The organism is Pseudomonas sp. Cab53, assembly GCF_018325965.1.
Classification (GTDB): Bacteria; Pseudomonadota; Gammaproteobacteria; order Pseudomonadales; family Pseudomonadaceae; genus Aquipseudomonas; species Aquipseudomonas chlororaphis_E.
The window spans coordinates 2,112,154-2,129,741 of the sequence record NZ_AP021902.1; the positions used below are offsets into that span (position 1 = coordinate 2,112,154).

Annotated in this window: 12 protein-coding genes; 5 read left to right on the top strand and 7 right to left on the bottom strand. The window is 62.7% G+C overall.

Features of this window, described 5'->3' with window-relative positions; genetic code table 11:
* Nucleotides 1–360 precede the first annotated feature (360 nt).
* The 4 genes from KI241_RS09245 to KI241_RS09260 all read right to left on the bottom strand — a co-directional run bounded on the left by KI241_RS09245 (nt 361) and on the right by KI241_RS09260 (nt 4,994).
* Nucleotides 361–879: an Hcp family type VI secretion system effector gene (locus tag KI241_RS09245; protein ID WP_042729738.1), complete on the bottom strand. Its 519-nt coding sequence runs from the start codon at nt 877–879 to the stop codon at nt 361–363.
* Between the two features lie 209 nt (nt 880–1,088).
* Nucleotides 1,089–2,465: a VOC family protein gene (locus KI241_RS09250; protein ID WP_042729739.1), complete on the bottom strand. Its 1,377-nt coding sequence runs from the start codon at nt 2,463–2,465 to the stop codon at nt 1,089–1,091.
* A 130-nt stretch (nt 2,466–2,595) separates the two neighbouring features.
* The gene (locus KI241_RS09255) at nt 2,596–3,525 is read right to left on the bottom strand and encodes an alpha/beta fold hydrolase (protein ID WP_042729740.1); all 930 of its coding nucleotides are present in this window, start codon (nt 3,523–3,525) and stop codon (nt 2,596–2,598) included.
* 17 nt (nt 3,526–3,542) lie between these two features.
* Nucleotides 3,543–4,994 carry an NAD(P)/FAD-dependent oxidoreductase gene (locus KI241_RS09260; RefSeq protein WP_212803599.1) on the bottom strand — a complete coding sequence of 484 codons (1,452 nt, stop codon included), beginning with the start codon at nt 4,992–4,994 and terminating at the stop codon, nt 3,543–3,545.
* A 184-nt stretch (nt 4,995–5,178) separates the two neighbouring features.
* Between KI241_RS09260 and KI241_RS09265 the strand changes: the two genes are divergently transcribed.
* On the top strand, nt 5,179–6,417 hold the full coding sequence (locus tag KI241_RS09265; protein WP_212803600.1) for a M20/M25/M40 family metallo-hydrolase: 1,239 nt from the start codon (nt 5,179–5,181) through the stop codon (nt 6,415–6,417).
* A 138-nt stretch (nt 6,418–6,555) separates the two neighbouring features.
* Here KI241_RS09265 and KI241_RS09270 read toward each other — a convergent pair whose 3' ends face one another.
* Together KI241_RS09270 and KI241_RS09275 are read right to left on the bottom strand one after the other, a co-directional pair.
* The gene (locus KI241_RS09270) at nt 6,556–6,888 is read right to left on the bottom strand and encodes a DUF6124 family protein (protein WP_042729743.1); all 333 of its coding nucleotides are present in this window, start codon (nt 6,886–6,888) and stop codon (nt 6,556–6,558) included.
* A 524-nt stretch (nt 6,889–7,412) separates the two neighbouring features.
* Nucleotides 7,413–8,747, bottom strand: a complete 1,335-nt coding sequence (locus KI241_RS09275; RefSeq protein ID WP_212803601.1) for a phosphate ABC transporter substrate-binding/OmpA family protein — start codon at nt 8,745–8,747, stop codon at nt 7,413–7,415.
* 414 nt (nt 8,748–9,161) lie between these two features.
* Between KI241_RS09275 and KI241_RS09280 the strand changes: the two genes are divergently transcribed.
* The gene (locus KI241_RS09280) at nt 9,162–10,079 is read left to right on the top strand and encodes a transposase (protein WP_212803602.1); all 918 of its coding nucleotides are present in this window, start codon (nt 9,162–9,164) and stop codon (nt 10,077–10,079) included.
* A gap of 374 nt (nt 10,080–10,453) precedes the next feature.
* Here the strand turns inward: KI241_RS09280 and xthA are convergent, their stop codons facing one another.
* Nucleotides 10,454–11,266, bottom strand: coding sequence for an exodeoxyribonuclease III (xthA, locus tag KI241_RS09285; RefSeq protein ID WP_053151357.1), 813 nt, complete (start codon nt 11,264–11,266; stop codon nt 10,454–10,456).
* A 175-nt stretch (nt 11,267–11,441) separates the two neighbouring features.
* On the opposite strand from xthA, the gene KI241_RS09290 reads away from it, so the two are divergent.
* The 3 genes from KI241_RS09290 to KI241_RS09300 all read left to right on the top strand — a co-directional run bounded on the left by KI241_RS09290 (nt 11,442) and on the right by KI241_RS09300 (nt 17,568).
* Entirely contained in the window at nt 11,442–12,092 is a 651-nt protein-coding gene (locus KI241_RS09290; RefSeq protein WP_042732807.1) for a GNAT family N-acetyltransferase, read from the top strand.
* Between the two features lie 65 nt (nt 12,093–12,157).
* Nucleotides 12,158–13,885, top strand: a complete 1,728-nt coding sequence (locus tag KI241_RS09295; protein ID WP_047737277.1) for an autotransporter assembly complex family protein — start codon at nt 12,158–12,160, stop codon at nt 13,883–13,885.
* Nucleotides 13,882–17,568: a translocation/assembly module TamB domain-containing protein gene (locus KI241_RS09300; protein ID WP_042731777.1), complete on the top strand. Its 3,687-nt coding sequence runs from the start codon at nt 13,882–13,884 to the stop codon at nt 17,566–17,568. Before KI241_RS09295 ends, KI241_RS09300 begins: the two co-directional genes overlap by 4 nt.
* Nucleotides 17,569–17,588 lie beyond the last annotated feature (20 nt).

Below are 17,588 nucleotides of genomic sequence, written 5' to 3' on the forward strand. Positions count from 1 at the left end.
GCTGTTTAACTTACCGAGTCCCGTTGCAGGACTCGGCATGAAGTTTTTTTGTACTGCTTGATTGTTTTTGTAGACGTGTCTGTATAAGTGTTACCGACACGGTGGTTGCACTCGGCACTGTAATAAAACCCTGAGTTTTAAACAGTGCGCCATACATAAACAATTATTTAAACGTGGTCGGCGGACATACTCTGCAGCTTCCACTATGATTGTGTCCGTTCGCCCAGTGTCAGGCTCTTTACCAGTGCATGGAATGCCGAGGCCATTGCACTGGGCGAACACCCTTGGCGTTAATGTTCTCCTCTTCCCGTGCACACCGCCAAACCAGCCCTGGCGGGTGCATCGAGCATCTGGCTGGACCTAGCCTGCGGCAGGTGCGCGCCAGTCATCGCTGCCCATCGTGCCGCAGACCTCGTGGTTCCAGGTGATCTTGCGATACGAGAAATGCACGTCTTCCAGATGGGTGAAGTGCGCGTTCGCCGGATCCTGGCAGTTGAACATGTAGTCTTTGATCTCGACGATGACCGCGTCAAGCATCGTGGTGGTGAAGTAGTGTTCCTGGGTGCCCTCAGCCGAAGTCCGCATCCACTGGATCTCGACTTTTTCCAAGGTTTCACCACTTGTGAGCGCTTGCTGTAGCAGAGGCGTGGCCTTGTCGAACACTTTTGTGATGATCAGAGGATGATGCACGCGCTGGCTGGTCGTTTGACCGGATTGGGAGTCTCGCGGGCGGGTAATGTGGTGTTGGAAACCTTGCACCATGATCTGGTCTTCACGACCCTCCTGGTAGATGTTGCCAACCGATTCGGCCGAAAAGGCACCGGCTGTGATCAGGCCTTGCTTACGACCTTTGATAACCATGTACGCGGGGGTAGCCAATGGATGCTCTCCTTCCTGGATAGCCTGGGACGGAAGTCGTGCCAGGGGACCCGACGGTTATCAAGAGCTATGCCATTTCTTAAAAGATCATATAAATCAATCTATTGAGTGAGTTGTCGGCCTATGGCTATCGCATCTGGGCAGGAAAAGCGCCTCAAGGCTTGCGCGGATCAACGCAGTTTCCTGCCGACGTACCCTACAGTCCGTTCCTACACGCCCAGCGCGGCCATGCATTCATCGATCGAGCGCTGCTGCGTCTGCGCATACAGCCCCAGTTCATCAATGGTCGAGCGTCCCAGGGCTTCTTCAAAGGCCTGGCGGTTGGATTGCCCGGCGTAGTGGCTCTGGGCGGCGTCGCCAAGGTTCGACTGGAAGATGCCAGCGGCACTGACGGGCAGGAAATCCTCGTACACGAGGGGTTCGGCGCGCAGGTAGCGCAGTTCCAACAAGCGTTCCAGAGGGGCCTGCGGTTCGAGGGTGCCCTTGGCGGCGAGGCCTTCTGGCGTCACGAAATAGCGGAAGTAGGCCAGTGCCTGGTGACGCAGCGCTTCGTGGTCGTCCGGGAAGGCCGCGAAGTGCTCGCTCATCAATGCGTCGTAGCGTAGAGCATTGGCCTCGTTGGGGAACTCGCCCAGCGCATCGCGGGCCGCGTTCAGCAGTTGGTCGTAGAGTGCTCGGCCCTTGGGCGTGAGGGCGGCGCCGCGTTGTTCGATTTCGCCGAAACGGGCGCTGTGACTGCCCTGGCCGTCGGGCTGATCGGTGAAAGCGACGGGTTCATCGAGGGCCTTGAAGCTGGTCTGGCGCAGCAGGATAGGGCATTGGCGACGGGGCGGGCCTTCGATCACCGCCTTGGGCGTGATGCCCTGCACGGGCATCTGGGCCTGGACGATGTCGATGTCCAGGGTCCGCGGCGTCAGGTGGTTGATGTGCGGGCCCTTGAAGGCCACCACGTCGGCGATCAGCCGATGTTGCGCGCTCAGTTGTCGGTATTGGTCCGCCGTGACAGTGGCGCTGTGGTGCCAACGGAAGGTTTCCAGGGCCTGGCGGACAAAGTCGTCCGCCTGGGGCTCGGTCAGGCCTCCCTCACGTTCGGCGAGGGCAATGAGTTCCAGCGCGCCAGGGGTGAAGATCTGCCGCCTGGCCAGCACGGATTCGGCAAACGCTCGCAGTTCGGTGTTCTCGATCAACTCCAGGCGCAGCAGGGAGGTAAACACCCGGAACGGGCTGACCTGCAACGCGCTTTCATGCACGGCGCGGAACGCGGTGGAATGCACCGGCACCCCGGCCGGCGTGAGGTCGTAGTAGCCCACCGGCTGCATGCCCATGACCGCGAACAGTCGCCCCAGGGTGTTGAGCTCTGCCGCGGTGCCGACGCGGATCGCACCGTGGCGTTCCAGGTCCAGGCGTTGCAGTTCGCCGGTGCTGCGCAGGTGCGCGGCCAGTGACGGGTCTTCGGCCAGCACCTGGGCGTTGGTGTGCTCCACCAGCTTCATCAACGCGCCATACAACGGCACCTCGTCGCGGTACATGTCGGACATCGCTCGGGAGAAGCGTTGACGGATCAGGTCGGGGCTGACGAAGCTCATGGTGGGCGTTCCTGGCTATGGCTATCGGGAGGAAGAAGTTGCACGAAAGATCGCAGCCTTCGCCGGTGCCGACAAACGAAGAATCTTCAGGACTTCATTCTGCCAGGGACTGACCGGTGCCAGGGGGCGGCTACTGCCCCAGACCCTTGAGAAACTCCCGGTACAACGCCGCGGTTTTCCTTGGTTTCTCGACCATGGGCATGTGGCCGACCCCGTCCCAGATTTCCACCCGCAGGTCCGCGATACCCTTGCTCCACACCGGCACGCTGCTGACGTCGATCAGCCGGTCCTTGCGGCCCCAGAGCAACAGCGACGGCGCGCGGATCTGGGACAGGCGCGGTTCCATCGGCGGGCTGGCGCGAAAGTCGACGAAGATCTCCGCCAGTTCATCCCGGCGCTGCTCGTAGCGTTGCGCCAATGCCGCCAGCACCACGCTCGGCACCCAGGGCGGCGAGGCCATGGTCATGGCGTAGAACGGCGCGAACTCATCCCGCGAGTGCACAAGGAACGGGTTATGCCCTGCGGCCAGGTGACGCTCCATGTCGCTCGGCTCGGGTGCGGTGACGCCGGCGGGGTCGATCAGCGCCAGGGTCGATACGCGCTCGGGATAGGTGGCCGCCAGCCATGCCGCGAGGTAGCCGCCCATGGAGTTGCCGATCACATGGACCTTGTCCAGCCCGCAGGCGTCGAGCAACTCGATGGCGCGCCGGGCCTGGGTCGGGATGTCGTAACCGCCGCCGGCCTTGAAGCCGGTCTCGCCATGGCCGGCCAGGTCGGGAACCACCACCCGGTAGTCGCCGACAAAGTGCCGGGCAAAGCGCAGCCAGAGGTTTTTGTCAGCGCTGTAGCCGTGCAGCATCAGGATGCTGCCGGACGCTTCATAGGGTCCGCCCTGCCAGGTCGATACGGTCATCTCGCTGATCGGCACGGTGATCTTGTGCAACCGGTAAAGTCGCGCCTCCAGGGCCATGCTCAGGTCATACAACACATGGCCGATGCCCGGATACGTCAACCAGCTCCAGGCGATAAACACGGCAAGAACTGCGCACAACACCAGCATGTCACGCCCTCCATGGGTTACGACAGGATGTGATCCGCCGGCTTCAGCCGGCGGGTCAGCCAGTAATAAGTGAAGCTGAAACCCGGGAACATCGCGATCACATGGCCGCTTTTGCTTTGATACCAGCTGTGACAGCCTCCGGACTTCCAGACCGTGCGCTGCATTTCCCGGTGGATCATGTCCGTGTAGCGTCGTTCCGCCGCTGGCTGCACTTCGATGCAGCGCAGGTTTTGCCGCTTCACCGTGCGGATGCAGTCGAGGATGTAGTTCATCTGCGCTTCGATGATGAACAGCGCCGAGGTGTGGCCGATGCCGGTGTTGGGCCCGGTAACGATGAACAGGTTGGGAAAGCCCGGCAGGCTGGTGCCCAGGTACGCCCGTGGATATGGGTCCCAGACTGCGCGCAGCTCGGTGGCGTGCTTGCCGGTCACCGGGTAGGAAATCACCCCGTCGGTGGCGTCATAGCCGGTGGACCAGACGATCAGGTCCAAGGCGATGTGCCGGCCGTCGCGGGTGATGATGCCGGTTTCGTCGAGGGCGGCAATGCCTTGTTCCTGCCCGTGCACGCTGACGTTGGGCCGGCACAGCGCCGGGTACAGCGTGCTGGAGAGGATGACGCGCTTGCAGCCGATCAGGTAGTCCGGTGTCAAGCGCTTGCGCAGCTGCGGGTCGGGCACTTGGCGTTTCAGCAGTTTCAATGCCTTGCGCTGGACCATGCGCACCGCCGGCCGCGAATACTTGAAGGCAATCACGCGGGTCTCGAATTGCCAGTAGATCGACCAGCGCAACAGTGTGCGCACCGGGGCCAGGCCCAGCAGCCAGCGCTCCAGGCGGTTGAACGTGTGATCGGGACGTGGCAGCACCCAGTGCGGCGTGCGCTGGAACACGTGCAGGTGCTCGACTTGGGGGGCGATGGCCGGAATCACCTGGGCGGCGCTGGCACCGCTGCCGACAATGGCCACGCGTTTGTGGCGATAGTCGTAGGCAGGGTCCCACTGGTTGGTATGAAAGGCCTGGCCCTTGAAGCGCTCCCGACCGTCGAACGCCGGGATCACCGGCTGGCTGAGGGGCCCGGTGGCATTGATCAGGAACTGTGCGCGATAGACCTGGTGGTTGGTCTGGACCACCCACTGCCGGGCGCTGTCGTCCCATTCCACACGCTCTACGTTCGTCCCCAGCCGCACTTTGTCCCGCAGCTTGAAACGCGCGATCACGGTTTGGGTGTAGCGGTGCAATTCATCCTGCCCGGCGAACATCTGGCGCCAGTCGTAGGCGGCGAACGACAGGGAATACAGGGGAGAGGGAACGTCCACCGCCGCGCCAGGGTAAGTGTTCTGGCACCAGGTGCCGCCGAAAAAGTCCCGACGCTCGAGCATCAGGAAATCCTCGAACCCTGCTTTGAGCAGATTGACCGCCGCACACTGGCCTCCAAACCCGCTGCCGATGATCAACACCTGGTAACTGCCCATGGGCCTCCTTCCTCGGGATGTGCCGGACCCCCTTGTCATGTATAGCCAAAATTCACGGCGAGCCAAGCCTTTTGATGAGGCAAGCCTCGGCAAATGTCCCAATCAGCCCTCTGCGGTCTAGAGCCCTGGTCCAGAGTCGGGTAGGGTGCCTGTGCACTCTTTCGCAACGAACAAGGATGAAATCATGACGATGACCGCTCTTCGCACCCGCCTGGCCGTCAGCCTCGGCCTGAGCCTGGCCCTCGGCGCGCTCTCGCCCGTTGCCTTCGCGCAGCCCCAGCAGCAGGTCCTGGCCCACGCCGAACAGTACAAGGGCGAGGCCCTGAAACTGCTGGAACGACTGGTCAACATCGACTCCGGTTCCGGGTATGTGCCGGGCCTGACCCAGGTTGGCGACATCACCATCGAAGAATTGAAAAAGTTGGGCGCCACCATCGAGAAAGTGCCGAACTCGGACGGCACCCAGCACATCCTTGCGACCCTCAAGGGCAGCGGCAAGGCGAAGATTCTGCTGATGGCCCACATGGACACCGTGTTCAAGGAGGGCTCTGCCGCCGAGCGTCCGTTCCATATCAAGGATGGGCGGGCCTACGGGCCGGGGGTGATGGATGACAAGGGCGGCATCGTCGCTGGGGTCTACGCCTTGAAGATCCTCAAGGATCTGGATTTCAAGGACTACGCACAGATCACCTTCCTGCTCGATGCCAGCGAAGAAACCGGCTCGGACGCCGCCACCGACCTGATCAAAAGAACCGCCAAGGCCCATGACGTGACCCTCAACCTCGAGCCGGGCCGCCCGGCGGATGGCCTGGTGGTGTGGCGCAAGGGCAGTGCCACGGCGTTGCTGGAGGTCAAGGGCAAGGCGTCCCACGCCGGTGTTGCGCCGGAGCTGGGGCGCAATGCGGCGATGGAAGCGGCGCACCAGATCCTGCAACTGGGCAAGCTGGGCGATGCCGAAAAGAAAACCACCATCAACTTCACGGTGATCCAGGCCGGTGACCGCACCAATGTGATTCCCGACAAGGCCAGCGCCAAGGCCGACGTGCGCGCGGCGGTGCCGGAAGAGTTCGACCGCCTCGAAAAAGACCTGGCCCGGGTGTCACAAGACAAGTTGATCGCCGACACCGAGGTCACCACCAGCCTCAAGCGCGGCCTGCCACCGATGCCACAGACGGCGGAATCGGATCGCCTGATGGCGATGGCCCAAGGCATCTATGGCGAACTGGGCCGCAAACTCACCGAAGAAGGCAGCGGCGGCGCGGCGGATGCCAGCCTCTCCGCCGGCGTCGGCACGCCGACGCTGGACGGCTTTGGCATCGTCGGCGGCAACATTCATACCCCCGAGGAATACGCCGAGGTGGAGAGCGTGGTGCCGCGGGTTTACCTGTTGTCGCGGATGATCATGGAGTTGGCGAAGCGATAGTTACTCCCAATAGTGTGATCGACTCAAACCCTGTGGGAGTGGGCTTGCTCGCGAAGGCGGTGTGTCAGTTGATGAAGGGTACCTGACACTCCGCTTTCGCGAGCAAGCCCGCTCCCACAAGGGTTATGTGTTGGTTGACTAACGCGGGTCGACGTTATCCAGCGCCCGGTTCGCCAGCAGGCTGCCGAGCTCGATCAACTGCTGGATGCCCAGCGCCACATGCCGCCTGGAGCCGTCCAGTTCAAACGCCAGGTCGCTGACCATCGCATTGGCCGACGCCAGGGTTTCGCTGAGGTTGGCAAGCAGGCATTCGGTGTCGATGCCGTTGACGACGGTGAAAAGTTGGCCTGGATCGGAGGTGGGTTCTGTGGGCTTGGGCTTGAGGTAGAAGTCGAGGGCGCGGTCGGCGGCTTTGTCGAAGGCGCTTGAGTCCGGATCGGTTTCCGGTGGGTTGGGGGTGACTTTGAACATGGATGAAACTCCTTGGTTATGGAGCCACAACCTATTGCTACCAAACATTAGGTGGCGGCTATACGCAGGTTGGTAGACCGGGTACCAAGGAAACCCCAGCGCGCCACAAGGGCGCCCTGCGCACAGCTGCCATAACAAATCTGCTGACACGATCGTCAGCAGAATGTAGTTGCCGAAGCTGTGAACCTTAGTTTTCCCCGGGCTACCAAACCCGATCACTGATTTGTCAGCGACCGGGAAACGATAAAACCCAGCCCCAAGGTGCACAAGCCGGCGGATTCTGGCGTAGTTGTAGGCAATGGCGCAAGGTAAGGGCGCCTGTGCCTACACCGAAACGAACGGAGTAAACACGCGTTTCCTGTGGCGAGGGGATTTATCCCCGTTCGGCTGCGAAGCAGTCGTAAAACCGGCTGACACGGTTCCTCTGTCACACCGCAGCGTCTGGCTTTGGGGCTGCTTCGCAGCCCAGCGGGGATAAATCCCCTCGCCACAGGGACACAGGGACACAGGGAGCTGCCAAGGTCTCAATAAACCCACACCTCCACCCGCCGATTGCGGATCCGGCCTTCATCCTCGCTGTTGGCCGCCACCGGCATCAGCGCGCCGAAGCCACGTACCTCGCGCAGTGTCACGCCGTTCTTGACCAGTTCGCGGCGCACGGCCATGGCCCGCAGTTTGGACAACAGGTCGGCGCGTGCCGGGTCGTCCTTGGCGTCGCCGAAACCCACCAGCGTCACGCGTCGATCGAGCTTGCCGTGCTGCTTTATGTAGTCGAGCACCCGCCCCAGGTCCTGGTGGGCCTTGTTGTCGAGGCTGGCGCTGCCTTCTTCGAAGCGGAAGTTCACGGACAGGCGTTGTGCATGGCGACTCAGGGCCTGGTAACCCTCGGGCATCAGCGCGTTTGGCGTCACCGACATGGCCCGTACGGTCTGGGCGATGAAGCCGTTGGCCGCGACGATGGCCTGGCCCTTGTCGCTCTGGGTGAAGTCGACCAATGCCTGGGCCCAGGGGTTCTGGTCCCACGGCGGCAGGTAGAAGAACAGCCGGCGGGACAGCGGGTAGTCCTCGGTGGCGATCAGGGTGTTCAGCGGCAACATGGGTTGGGAATCGCCGTCGACGATCGCCAGTGCCTTGGCTTGGCGTACGTAGGGCAAACCGATGAAACCGATGCCTTGCGGGTCCTGGCTGACGGCGTCCGACAACTGTTCGCTGGATTCGAAGCGTCGCGCTGTAGGATCCAGCCGCTTGTCTTGTCGGCTGAGCACCAGTTCCTTGAAGGTGTCGTAGGTGCCCGATTGTTCATCCCGGGCGTAAAGGTGGATCGGCCCGCCCACGCTGCCCACCGCTTCCCAGGTCTTTGCCTCGCCGCTGAAGATCTTCGCCAGTTGCACGGTATCGAGCTGACGCAGCGGGTTCTGGGGATGAAGGATGATCGCCAGGCCGTCGATGGCAATGACCTGCTCGGCGGCAGGACTTTTCAGATCGCCGAGGGCGGACAATTCCTTCAGCTCGCTGTCCTTGATCGGCCGGGATGCGGCCGCCAGGTCGGTGCTGGCCTGCTTGAGGGCGGTGAAACCGGTGCTGGAGCCGTGGGCAGCGATGTCGACTTCGACCCGACGACCATCGCGGGTCTGGCCGACGATGCGCTGTTCGTTATCCCGGCCGGTGATTTCGGCACTGACCTTGAGCAGGCCCTGATCTTCCATCAAGCCCTTGACCAACGCCGGCCCCAGCGCCGCGCCGATGGTGTTGGAGCCCTGGATGCGCAGTGCCGGTCCACGCTCAGGCACCGGCAAGCTGCCGGCCCATGTCGCGAGCGGCAACCAGAGCCCCATCAACACACCCAACCACAGCCGCATGCCGGCACCTTCAGAACCTGAGGAAGTGCCGGAAGATTAAGTCAGTCAGGTGACTGAAAGATGACAGCAAGGCGACCGTTCCATCTGTGGCGATCACAGACCCAAGGCAAACCCAAAAAAACTGTGGGAGCGGGCTTGCCCGCGAAAGCGGCCTTGCAGCCAACCTCGCCATCGACTGACCCACCGCCTTCGCGGGCAAGCCCGCTTGTGTCTGAGTAAGGGAATAAACTCTGGGGTGAGAGGGGTAGATGGCAAGCTGTGAGTCCGCGGTGCTTGAAGCACGAGTGGGAGCAAAGCTGCCATCTACCTTTCTACTCTGGCCCATAAGCCCGAACAGTTGGACGAGCGGCACTCGAATCACAAGCGTGGGCAAAGCCAGAGCACTCTCATTTCTGAGTGTAAGAGGGTTTTGCCATGATTTCCTGGGTCGGTATCGATATATCCAAATCAAATCTCGTCGTTTGGGTTCGACCACAGAACCAAGGCTACGAGGTCCCCAATACGCCTGAGGGTTTTGCACAACTGGTCGAACAGCTAAGCCCGTACACGATTGGCCGGGTGTTACTGGAAGCCACGGGCGGCTATGAACGAAAGGTTATGGCAGCACTGCAGGAGGCAGGTTTCAATGTGCTCAGGATCAACCCTCGTCGGGCTAGAGCCTTCGCCGTAGCAATGGGCAAGAATGCCAAGACCGACCCCATCGATGCGGCTGTTCTTGCCGATTTTGCCGAAGCTCTGCATGCGTCTCACGAAAAGCCCATTTCACCTGAGCGTGAAGCACTGCGGGAGCTGATTCAGCTGCGCGAACACTTCGTCCAACAACGAGATGACAACAAGCGCCGGCTACAGCAGGCTCAGCTTCCGGCGGTTATCGAGGTGATCAAAGATCATATTCGCTACCTGCAAATCCAAATCAAGCAGTTTGGCAAAGCCATTAATCAAAGCATGCGTAAGCTGGATGCGGAGAAAGCCGACCGACTCACATCAGTTAAAGGGATCGGCACTGTGGCGACTGCTAGTTTGTTGGTTTACCTGCCTGAGCTCGGTGAGCTTGATCGCAGAGAGATCGCGTCCCTGGCGGGAATCGCCCCCTACAACGACGACAGTGGCAATCACAGCGGCAAACGTCAGATTTACGGAGGAAGAGCGCGGGTCAGACGTGCGCTTTATATGTCGTGCTGGGTTGTCATCCGCTATCACGCCGACTTCAAGGCCCGGTACGAAGCACTTCGAGGGCGAGGCAAGAGCGCGAAAGTCGCGCTCATCGCCTGCATGCGAATATTGCTAATCAGACTGAATGTCATGCTTCGAGACGGCACTGAATGGCGGTGACGGGTGGCAGAGGTAAGACAGTTGCTCCCACAATGGGTTCTGTGGCGACCACAGACCCAGAGCAAACCCAAAAAAACTGTGGGAGCGGGCTTGCCCGCGAAAGCGGCCTTACAGCCAACCTCGCCATCGACTGACCCGGCGCCTTCGCGGGCAAGCCCGCTCCCACAATGGGTTCTGTGGCGATCACAGACTCAAGGCAAACCCAAAAAACCTGTGGGAGCGGGCTTGCCCGCGAAGACGGCGTTACAGCCAACCTCGCCATCGACTGACCCGGCGCCTTCGCGGGCAAGCCCGCTCCCACAATGGATTCTGTGGCGATCACAGGCTCAAGGCAAACCCCAACCCCTGTGGTGGCCCAGTACCTGTGGTTGCGGTCAGCTCAGTTGCAGCCAGATCGGTGCATGGTCCGACGGCTTTTCCATGCCCCGCAGTTCATAGTCGACGCCGGCATCCTTGACCCGGTGCAGCAGCCCCTGGGAGGTGAGGATCAGGTCGATGCGCAGGCCGCGCTTGGGTTCGTCTTCGAAGCCGCGGCTGCGGTAGTCGAACCAGCTGAAGCGGTCGCAGACGTCCGGGTTCAGGTGGCGGAAGCTGTCCACCAGGCCCCAGTTCTTCAGGCGGGCCATCCACTCGCGTTCTTCCGGCAGGAAGCTGCATTTACCGGTTTTCAGCCAGCGCTTCATATTGTCCGGGCCGATGCCGATGTCGCAGTCTTGCGGGGAGATGTTCACGTCGCCCATCACCACCACCGGCTGATCGTTGCTGAAGCGGCTTTCCAGCAATTGCTGCAAGTCGTTGTAGAACCGCTCCTTGGCGGGGAATTTGGTCGGGTGGTCGCGGCTTTCACCTTGTGGGAAATAGCCGTTCATGATCGTCACCGGCACACCGTTGGCATCGGCGAAGGTGCCCCAGATGAAACGCCGCTGGGCGTCTTCGTCGTCGCTTTCGAAACCCTTGTGCAGGCTCAGTGGCGGCTGGCGGGAGAGCAGGGCGACGCCGTAGTGGCCCTTTTGCCCGTGGTAGTGCACGTGGTAACCCAGGGCCTGGATCTCGGCCAGCGGGAACTGCTCGTCGTGGACCTTGGTTTCCTGCAGTCCGATCACGTCCGGCTGGTGCTTGTCGATCAGCGCCGCCAGCTGATGAGGACGGGCGCGCAGCCCGTTGATGTTGAAGGAGACGATCTTCATGGTCGGCAGTCCTGGCAAAACTGCGATGCTAGCTGACATGTCGGAAGGGGGCCAGCGTGGCAGTAGGACAAATGCGCTGCTAATGTCCTTTGCTTGTAGGAACGATCACAGCCCTGCCGGGTTCGTAGTCAATAAGAGCAGGGCCTCACCGAGCCCGCCCAGGAGATCCGCCACCATGCCTGAAACCGCCACCGCCCTCGCCGACATCCATATGCTCGACAGCGGTTATTCCCGCGAAGCCCGTTCGTTGCTGTACCAGGCCTATCGCCATGAGCCGACCTTCAGCTTCCTGTTCGAATCCGAGCGTCCCGGCTACGAGCAGCGAGTGCGGGCCACGGTGCGGGAGTTGGTGAAGCAGCATTTTCTCCAGGACCTGCCGGCCATCGGCCTGCTGGTCAATGACCGGCTTATCGGCATCGCCTTGATCGCCCCGCCACAGCGGCGCCTGGGCATCACCGAAAGCTGGGCGTGGCGGTTGCGCATGGTGTTGAGCACGGGGTTTCGCTGCACCCGGCGCTACCTGGAGTACCACGCGGCGGTCACGGCCTGCCTGCCGTCGGATGCGGTTCATGTGTTGCCGTTGCTGGGCATTCACCCACAGTTCCAAGGCCAGCATTATGGCGAGCAATTACTCACGGCCGTGCACAACTGGTGCGCGGTGGATGAGCATTCCCAAGGCGTTGTGCTGGACACCGGCAACCCCCGTTACCTGGATTTTTATAAGCGCCAAGGCTACGAGGAAATCGGCGAGATTGCCGTAGGACCGATCCGCGAACACGTGTTTTTCCACGCCAATCCGCAGGTCCTGCACAGCGCAACGGCCTGATCGGACGAACTTTTAGGACGAGTCTGGCTCTATCAGGCTCCCAAGCCCGTGATAGCATCCGCTCCATGAATGTTTCAGGAAGAATGACCAGCGGCGTGCTCATGCTGTCCCTCAGCTGCGCGGCGCTGGCGAACAGTGAACTGGAGGTACGGGTCAAGCCGGCCAACGACGCACTCAAGGCCAACGTAGAAGGTTACATCGGTGGGGTGGGCGATCGCGACGAAGAGGCGCTGTTGCGCTTCAGCCGCGGCGCCGAGGAGCAGGCCCGCAAGGCTGCCCAGGCGCTGGGCTACTACCAGCCGCAGATCGACAGCGAGGTCAAGGGCGGCAAGGACCCGCGCCTGGTCCTGAGCATTGACCCTGGCGAACCGGTGCATCTGCGCAACGTGACCCTGCGCGTCGAGGGCCCGGCGGCGTCCCTCAAGGCGTTTCGCCTGCCGGACGATCCCGGCCTCAAGCCCGGTGCGGTGCTCAACCACGGTCGTTACGAAGACGCCAAGCGACTGATCCAGAACCAGGCCTCGCGCTACGGTTTTTTCAGTGGGCGATTCACTCGCCAGCAATTGTCCGTGGACCCCCAGGCCGGTATCGCCGACATCGAATTGATCTACGACAGCGGCCCGCGTTACGCCCTGGGCCCGGTGAATTTCGAGGGCGATACGCCGTTCGACGAAGACCTGCTGCGGCGCATGGTGCCGTTCAAGGCGGGCACCCCCTACGACTCCGAACTCATTGCCGAGCTCAACCAGGCCTTGCAGTCGAGCGGCTACTTCGAAGGCGTGCGGGTCGACGCGGCACCGACCGCGGCCACCGATAACGTGATCCCGGTGGCGGTCAAGCTCGACACCCGCAAGCCCCGTACCATGGGCTTGGGCCTGGGGTTTTCCACCGACGTCGGCCCGCGGGCCAAGGCCAACTGGACGCGTCACTGGGTCAATCCCCAGGGCCACAGTTATGGCTGGGAGGCCGAAGTCTCGGCGCCCCGACAGAACGTCGGCCTGTGGTACGACGTGCCGCTGGACCCACCGCTGACCGACAAGCTGCGCTACGCCGGCGGCTACCAGTACGAAGAGTTGGCCGGCACCGACACCCTCAGCAAGCTGCTGACCGTCGGCCCGGAATGGCACAGCAAGTTGCCCAGCGGCTGGCAACGGGTGGTATCGCTCAAATGGCAGCGCGAGGAATACCGCCTCGGCGACGATTCGGGCTTGAGCACGTTGCTGATGCCGGGCGTCAGCTATTCCTACCTGCGCAGCGACAACCGCATCGACCCGCACAACGGCTACCGCTTGCAGTTCGACACCAAGGTCGCCAAGGAAGGGCTGGGTTCGGACAACAACCTCGTCTACGGCACCGCCATGGTCAAGGGCCTGACCACCGTGTTCGACAAGCACCGCCTGCTGGCCCGCGCCCAGGTCGGGGGCAGCGCCACCAATGGCTACAAATCCATCCCGCCGTCCCTGCGCTTTTTTGCCGGCGGCGACCAGAGCGTGCGTGGCTACGACTACCAGAGCCTGTCACCGGAGAACGCCGAGGGTGATCGCATCGGCGGCCGCTACATGGTGGCCGGCAGTCTCGAATACCAGTATTCGGTCGCAGAGAAATGGCGGGTGGCGACCTTCGTCGACCAGGGCAATTCGTTCAACAATCTTGAATTGCCAAGCCTCAAGACCGGCGTGGGTATCGGTGTGCGCTGGGTGTCGCCGGTGGGCCCGATCCGCCTCGATCTGGCCCATGCGCTGGACGATGAGGGTGGCATTCGTTTGCACTTTTCCATGGGGCCCGAATTGTGAGTCGTGGTTTGAAGGTAACGCTGCTGGCGTTGGGTACGCTGCTGGCCGTGGTGGTATTGGCGCTGGGCCTTATCCTGGGCAGCGCATTCGGCAGCCGCTGGGCCCTTGGCCTGGTGCCCGGGCTGAGCGTGGACAATTTCCAGGGGCGCCTTGGCGGGCAATGGAGCGCCGATCATCTGCTGTGGCAACAGGACAGCAGTCGGGTAGAAATCGATGGGCTGATCTTCGCCTGGTCGCCGCTGTGCCTGACCCGTCTGACCTTGTGCATCGAACGGCTCAAGGCCGATCAGATCAGCCTGCAATTTCCGCCTTCCGCCGATGAGCCGAGCAGCGGTCCGATCAGCTTGCCCGACCTGGACTTGCCGGTGGCCATCGAACTGGGAGAGGTGCAGGTCGCTCGCCTGCTGTTCAATGGCAGCGAGCAACTCAAGGGCTTGCAATTGGCGGCCCATTGGACGGCCGAGGGCTTGCGGATCGACTCGCTGCAACTGCAACGCGACGCACTGAGCCTACAGCTTTCCGGTCTGCTGAAGCCCGGCGCGGACTGGCCGCTGAAGGCCGCCGGCCAGTTGACTCTGCCCGCACCGACAGGCGTGCCCTGGACCCTGGACTTGAACGTCGATGGCGACCTGCTCAAGACGCTCAACCTCAGCGCTGACAGCCGCGGTTACCTGCAAGGCCGTCTGGTGGGCGAGCTGCAACCCTTGGCCGACCACCTGCCGGCCAAGGTGCGCATCACCGCCGACGGCTTCAAGGCCAGCGCCGACCTGCCGGACACCCTGGTGCTCAATCAGCTCGAGTTGACCGGCGAGGGCGACCTGGACACCGGTTACCAACTGCTCGGCAAGGCGACCCTGCCGGCCGAGAAAGGCCCCGTGGCGTTGCTGCTGCAAGGCAAGGTGGACGCCAAAGGCGCGCAGATCGCCGCCTTGGACCTGGACGCTGGCGAGCAGCAGAGCCTCAAGCTCAGCGGCCAGGTGGACTGGCGCGAGGGCCTGAGCGCCGACGCCAAGATCGCCTGGCTGGATTTCCCCTGGCATCGGCTTTACCCGCTGATCGATGAGCCACAAGTGAGCGTGCGCCGCTTCGACGGCGAAGTCTCGTACACCGATGGCAACTACCTCGGCCATTTCCAGGCCGCATTGGATGGGCCCGCCGGCGTCTTCAGCCTGGGCAGCCCGTTCAGCGGCGACCTGACCCAGATCCATTTGCCGCAACTTGAGCTCACCGCCGGCCAAGGCAAGGCCGAAGGGCACCTGGACCTGCAATTTGCCGAGGGTATTGCCTGGGACACGGCCCTGGCATTGTCGGCCATCAACCCGGCGTACTGGCTCGGCGAATTGCCCGGCACCCTGGCGGGGCCGTTGCGCAGCAAGGGGTCGATCAACAACGGCACCCTCAACCTCGACGCGGACCTGGACCTCAAGGGCAAGCTGCGCGGTCAACCGGCGCTGTTCCAGGCCCGGGCCAGCGGCGCCGGCGAACAATGGAACCTCAGCGCGCTGGACATCCGCCTGGGGGACAACCGCATCAACGGCAGCGCCAGCCTGCAACAGACGCTCACCGGCCAGGTCGACATCAAGCTCGCGCGTCTGGCCCAGCTCTGGCCGCAATTGCGCGGCCAGGTCATGGGGCGCGTCGAGGTCGCGGGGACACTCAAGGCCCCTCAGGGCAAGCTCGGCCTGCAAGGCACCCAACTGGCGTTTCAGGACAACCATCTTCAACGTCTGAACCTGGACGCAACCCTGGACAAAGCGCAGCGAGGCAAGGTCGACCTCAAGGCCAGTGGCATTCGCGCCGGCGACACGGCGCTGGGTGTGCTGACCGTCAGCGGGCAGGGTGATATCAAGCAACAGACACTCACCCTGGACTTGCAGGGGCCGCAACTCGACACGACATTGGCGCTGGATGGCCGGCTCGACCAGGGCAACTGGCGCGGACGCCTGGCCAGCGGTGACGTCCAGGCCGGCGGCCAGGCCTGGCGCCTGCAAGCCCCGGCGAAACTGGAGCGCCTGGCCAACGGCACGCTCAACGTGGGCGCCCATTGCTGGCGTTCCGGCCAGGCCAGCCTGTGTGGTGAAGACCAGCGGCTGATGCCGGAGCCGAAGCTGCGCTATCACCTCAAGCAGTTCCCCATCGAAAGCCTGGCCCAGTGGATGCCCAAGGATTTCGCCTGGAAGGGCCAGCTCAATGCCGACCTGCAACTGGACTTGCCGGCCAGCGGCCCGAACGGGCGGATCCTGGTGGACGCCAGTGGCGGCACGTTGCGCATCCGCGACAAGGAACACGAGCAGGCGCCGTGGCTGGACTTCCCCTACCAGACCCTGACCCTGGACAGCCGCCTGACCCCCAAGCGCATCGACACCCAACTGAATTTCGTCGGCGCCCGGCTCGGTGAGCTGATGCTCCAGGCGCAAATCAACCCGCTGCCGGCCAGCAAACCCCTCAGCGGTTCGTTCCGCCTGACCGGCCTGGACCTGTCCGTGGCCCGGCCATTCGTGCCGATGGTGCAAACCCTCACCGGCCACCTGAACGGCAGCGGGACCTTGTCCGGGGGCTTGCTGGCGCCCCAGGTCAACGGCAACCTGGTGCTCAGCGACGGCGAAGTGTCCGGGCCTCAACTGCCGGTCAGCCTCGAAGCCCTGCAGGTGCGCGCGATGATCGCCGGCGACACAATGCGGCTCAACGGTGACTGGAAAAGCGGCAAGGACGGGCAGGGCAGCCTGACCGGGGACATCGGCTGGGGCGAGGCCTTGAGCATGAACCTGGCGCTCAAGGGCTCGCATTTGCCGGTCACGGTCGAGCCGTACGCGGTGCTGGATGTGGCGCCGGACCTCGACATCACCCTGCAAGGCGAACGGCTGGCCATTGCCGGCAAGGTCCTGGTGCCCAAGGGTGAGATCACCATTCGCGAACTGCCACCTTCCACCGTCAAGGTCTCGGACGACACGGTGATCGTTGGGCACCAGACCGAGGAGGGCAAGCCGCCGATGGCCATGGCGATGGACATCGACGTGATTGTCGGCCAGGACAAACTCGCGTTTGCAGGCTTCGGCCTGACCGCCAACGTCCAAGGCCAGGTGCACATCGGCGACAACATGGACACCCGCGGCGAACTCTGGCTCAACGACGGTCGCTACCGGGCCTATGGGCAACGGCTGACGGTCCGTCGCGCGCGCCTGCTGTTCGCTGGGCCTATCGACCAGCCTTACCTGGACATCGAGGCAATCCGCCAGACCGACGATGTGATTGCCGGCATCCGCTTGAGCGGCAGCGCCGAGCAGCCGACCACGCAGATCTTCTCGGAACCGGCCATGAGCCAGGAACAGGCGCTGTCCTATCTGGTGCTGGGTCGGCCGCTGAGCACCACGGGCGAGGACAACAACATGCTCGCCCAAGCGGCGCTGGGTCTGGGCCTGATGGGCAGTGCCGGGGTGACCACCAGCCTGGCCAACAACCTGGGCATCAGTGATTTCCAACTCGACACCCAGGGCAGCGGCGATACCACCAGTGTGGTCGCCAGCGGCAACCTGTCGGAAAAACTCAGCCTGCGCTACGGCGTCGGCGTGTTCGAACCGGCCAACACCATCGCCTTGCGTTACAAGCTCAGCAAAAAGGTCTACCTCGAAGCCGCCAGTGGGGTCGCCAGCTCCCTGGACATCTTCTACAAGCGCGATTTCTAACCGTTCCCCAAAACCTCAAT

Bases quoted from the DNA above. Each gene is read 5' to 3' on its own strand.
- KI241_RS09290 (WP_042732807.1), top strand. From the start codon at position 11,442: ATGCCTGAAACCGCCACCGCCCTCGCCGACATCCATATGCTCGACAGC.
- xthA (WP_053151357.1), bottom strand. From the start codon at position 11,266: ATGAAGATCGTCTCCTTCAACATCAACGGGCTGCGCGCCCGTCCTCAT.
- KI241_RS09280 (WP_212803602.1), top strand. From the start codon at position 9,162: ATGATTTCCTGGGTCGGTATCGATATATCCAAATCAAATCTCGTCGTT.
- KI241_RS09265 (WP_212803600.1), top strand. From the start codon at position 5,179: ATGACGATGACCGCTCTTCGCACCCGCCTGGCCGTCAGCCTCGGCCTG.
- KI241_RS09295 (WP_047737277.1), top strand. From the start codon at position 12,158: ATGAATGTTTCAGGAAGAATGACCAGCGGCGTGCTCATGCTGTCCCTC.
- KI241_RS09255 (WP_042729740.1), bottom strand. From the start codon at position 3,525: ATGCTGGTGTTGTGCGCAGTTCTTGCCGTGTTTATCGCCTGGAGCTGG.
- KI241_RS09260 (WP_212803599.1), bottom strand. From the start codon at position 4,994: ATGGGCAGTTACCAGGTGTTGATCATCGGCAGCGGGTTTGGAGGCCAG.
- KI241_RS09270 (WP_042729743.1), bottom strand. From the start codon at position 6,888: ATGTTCAAAGTCACCCCCAACCCACCGGAAACCGATCCGGACTCAAGC.
- KI241_RS09250 (WP_042729739.1), bottom strand. From the start codon at position 2,465: ATGAGCTTCGTCAGCCCCGACCTGATCCGTCAACGCTTCTCCCGAGCG.
- KI241_RS09275 (WP_212803601.1), bottom strand. From the start codon at position 8,747: ATGCGGCTGTGGTTGGGTGTGTTGATGGGGCTCTGGTTGCCGCTCGCG.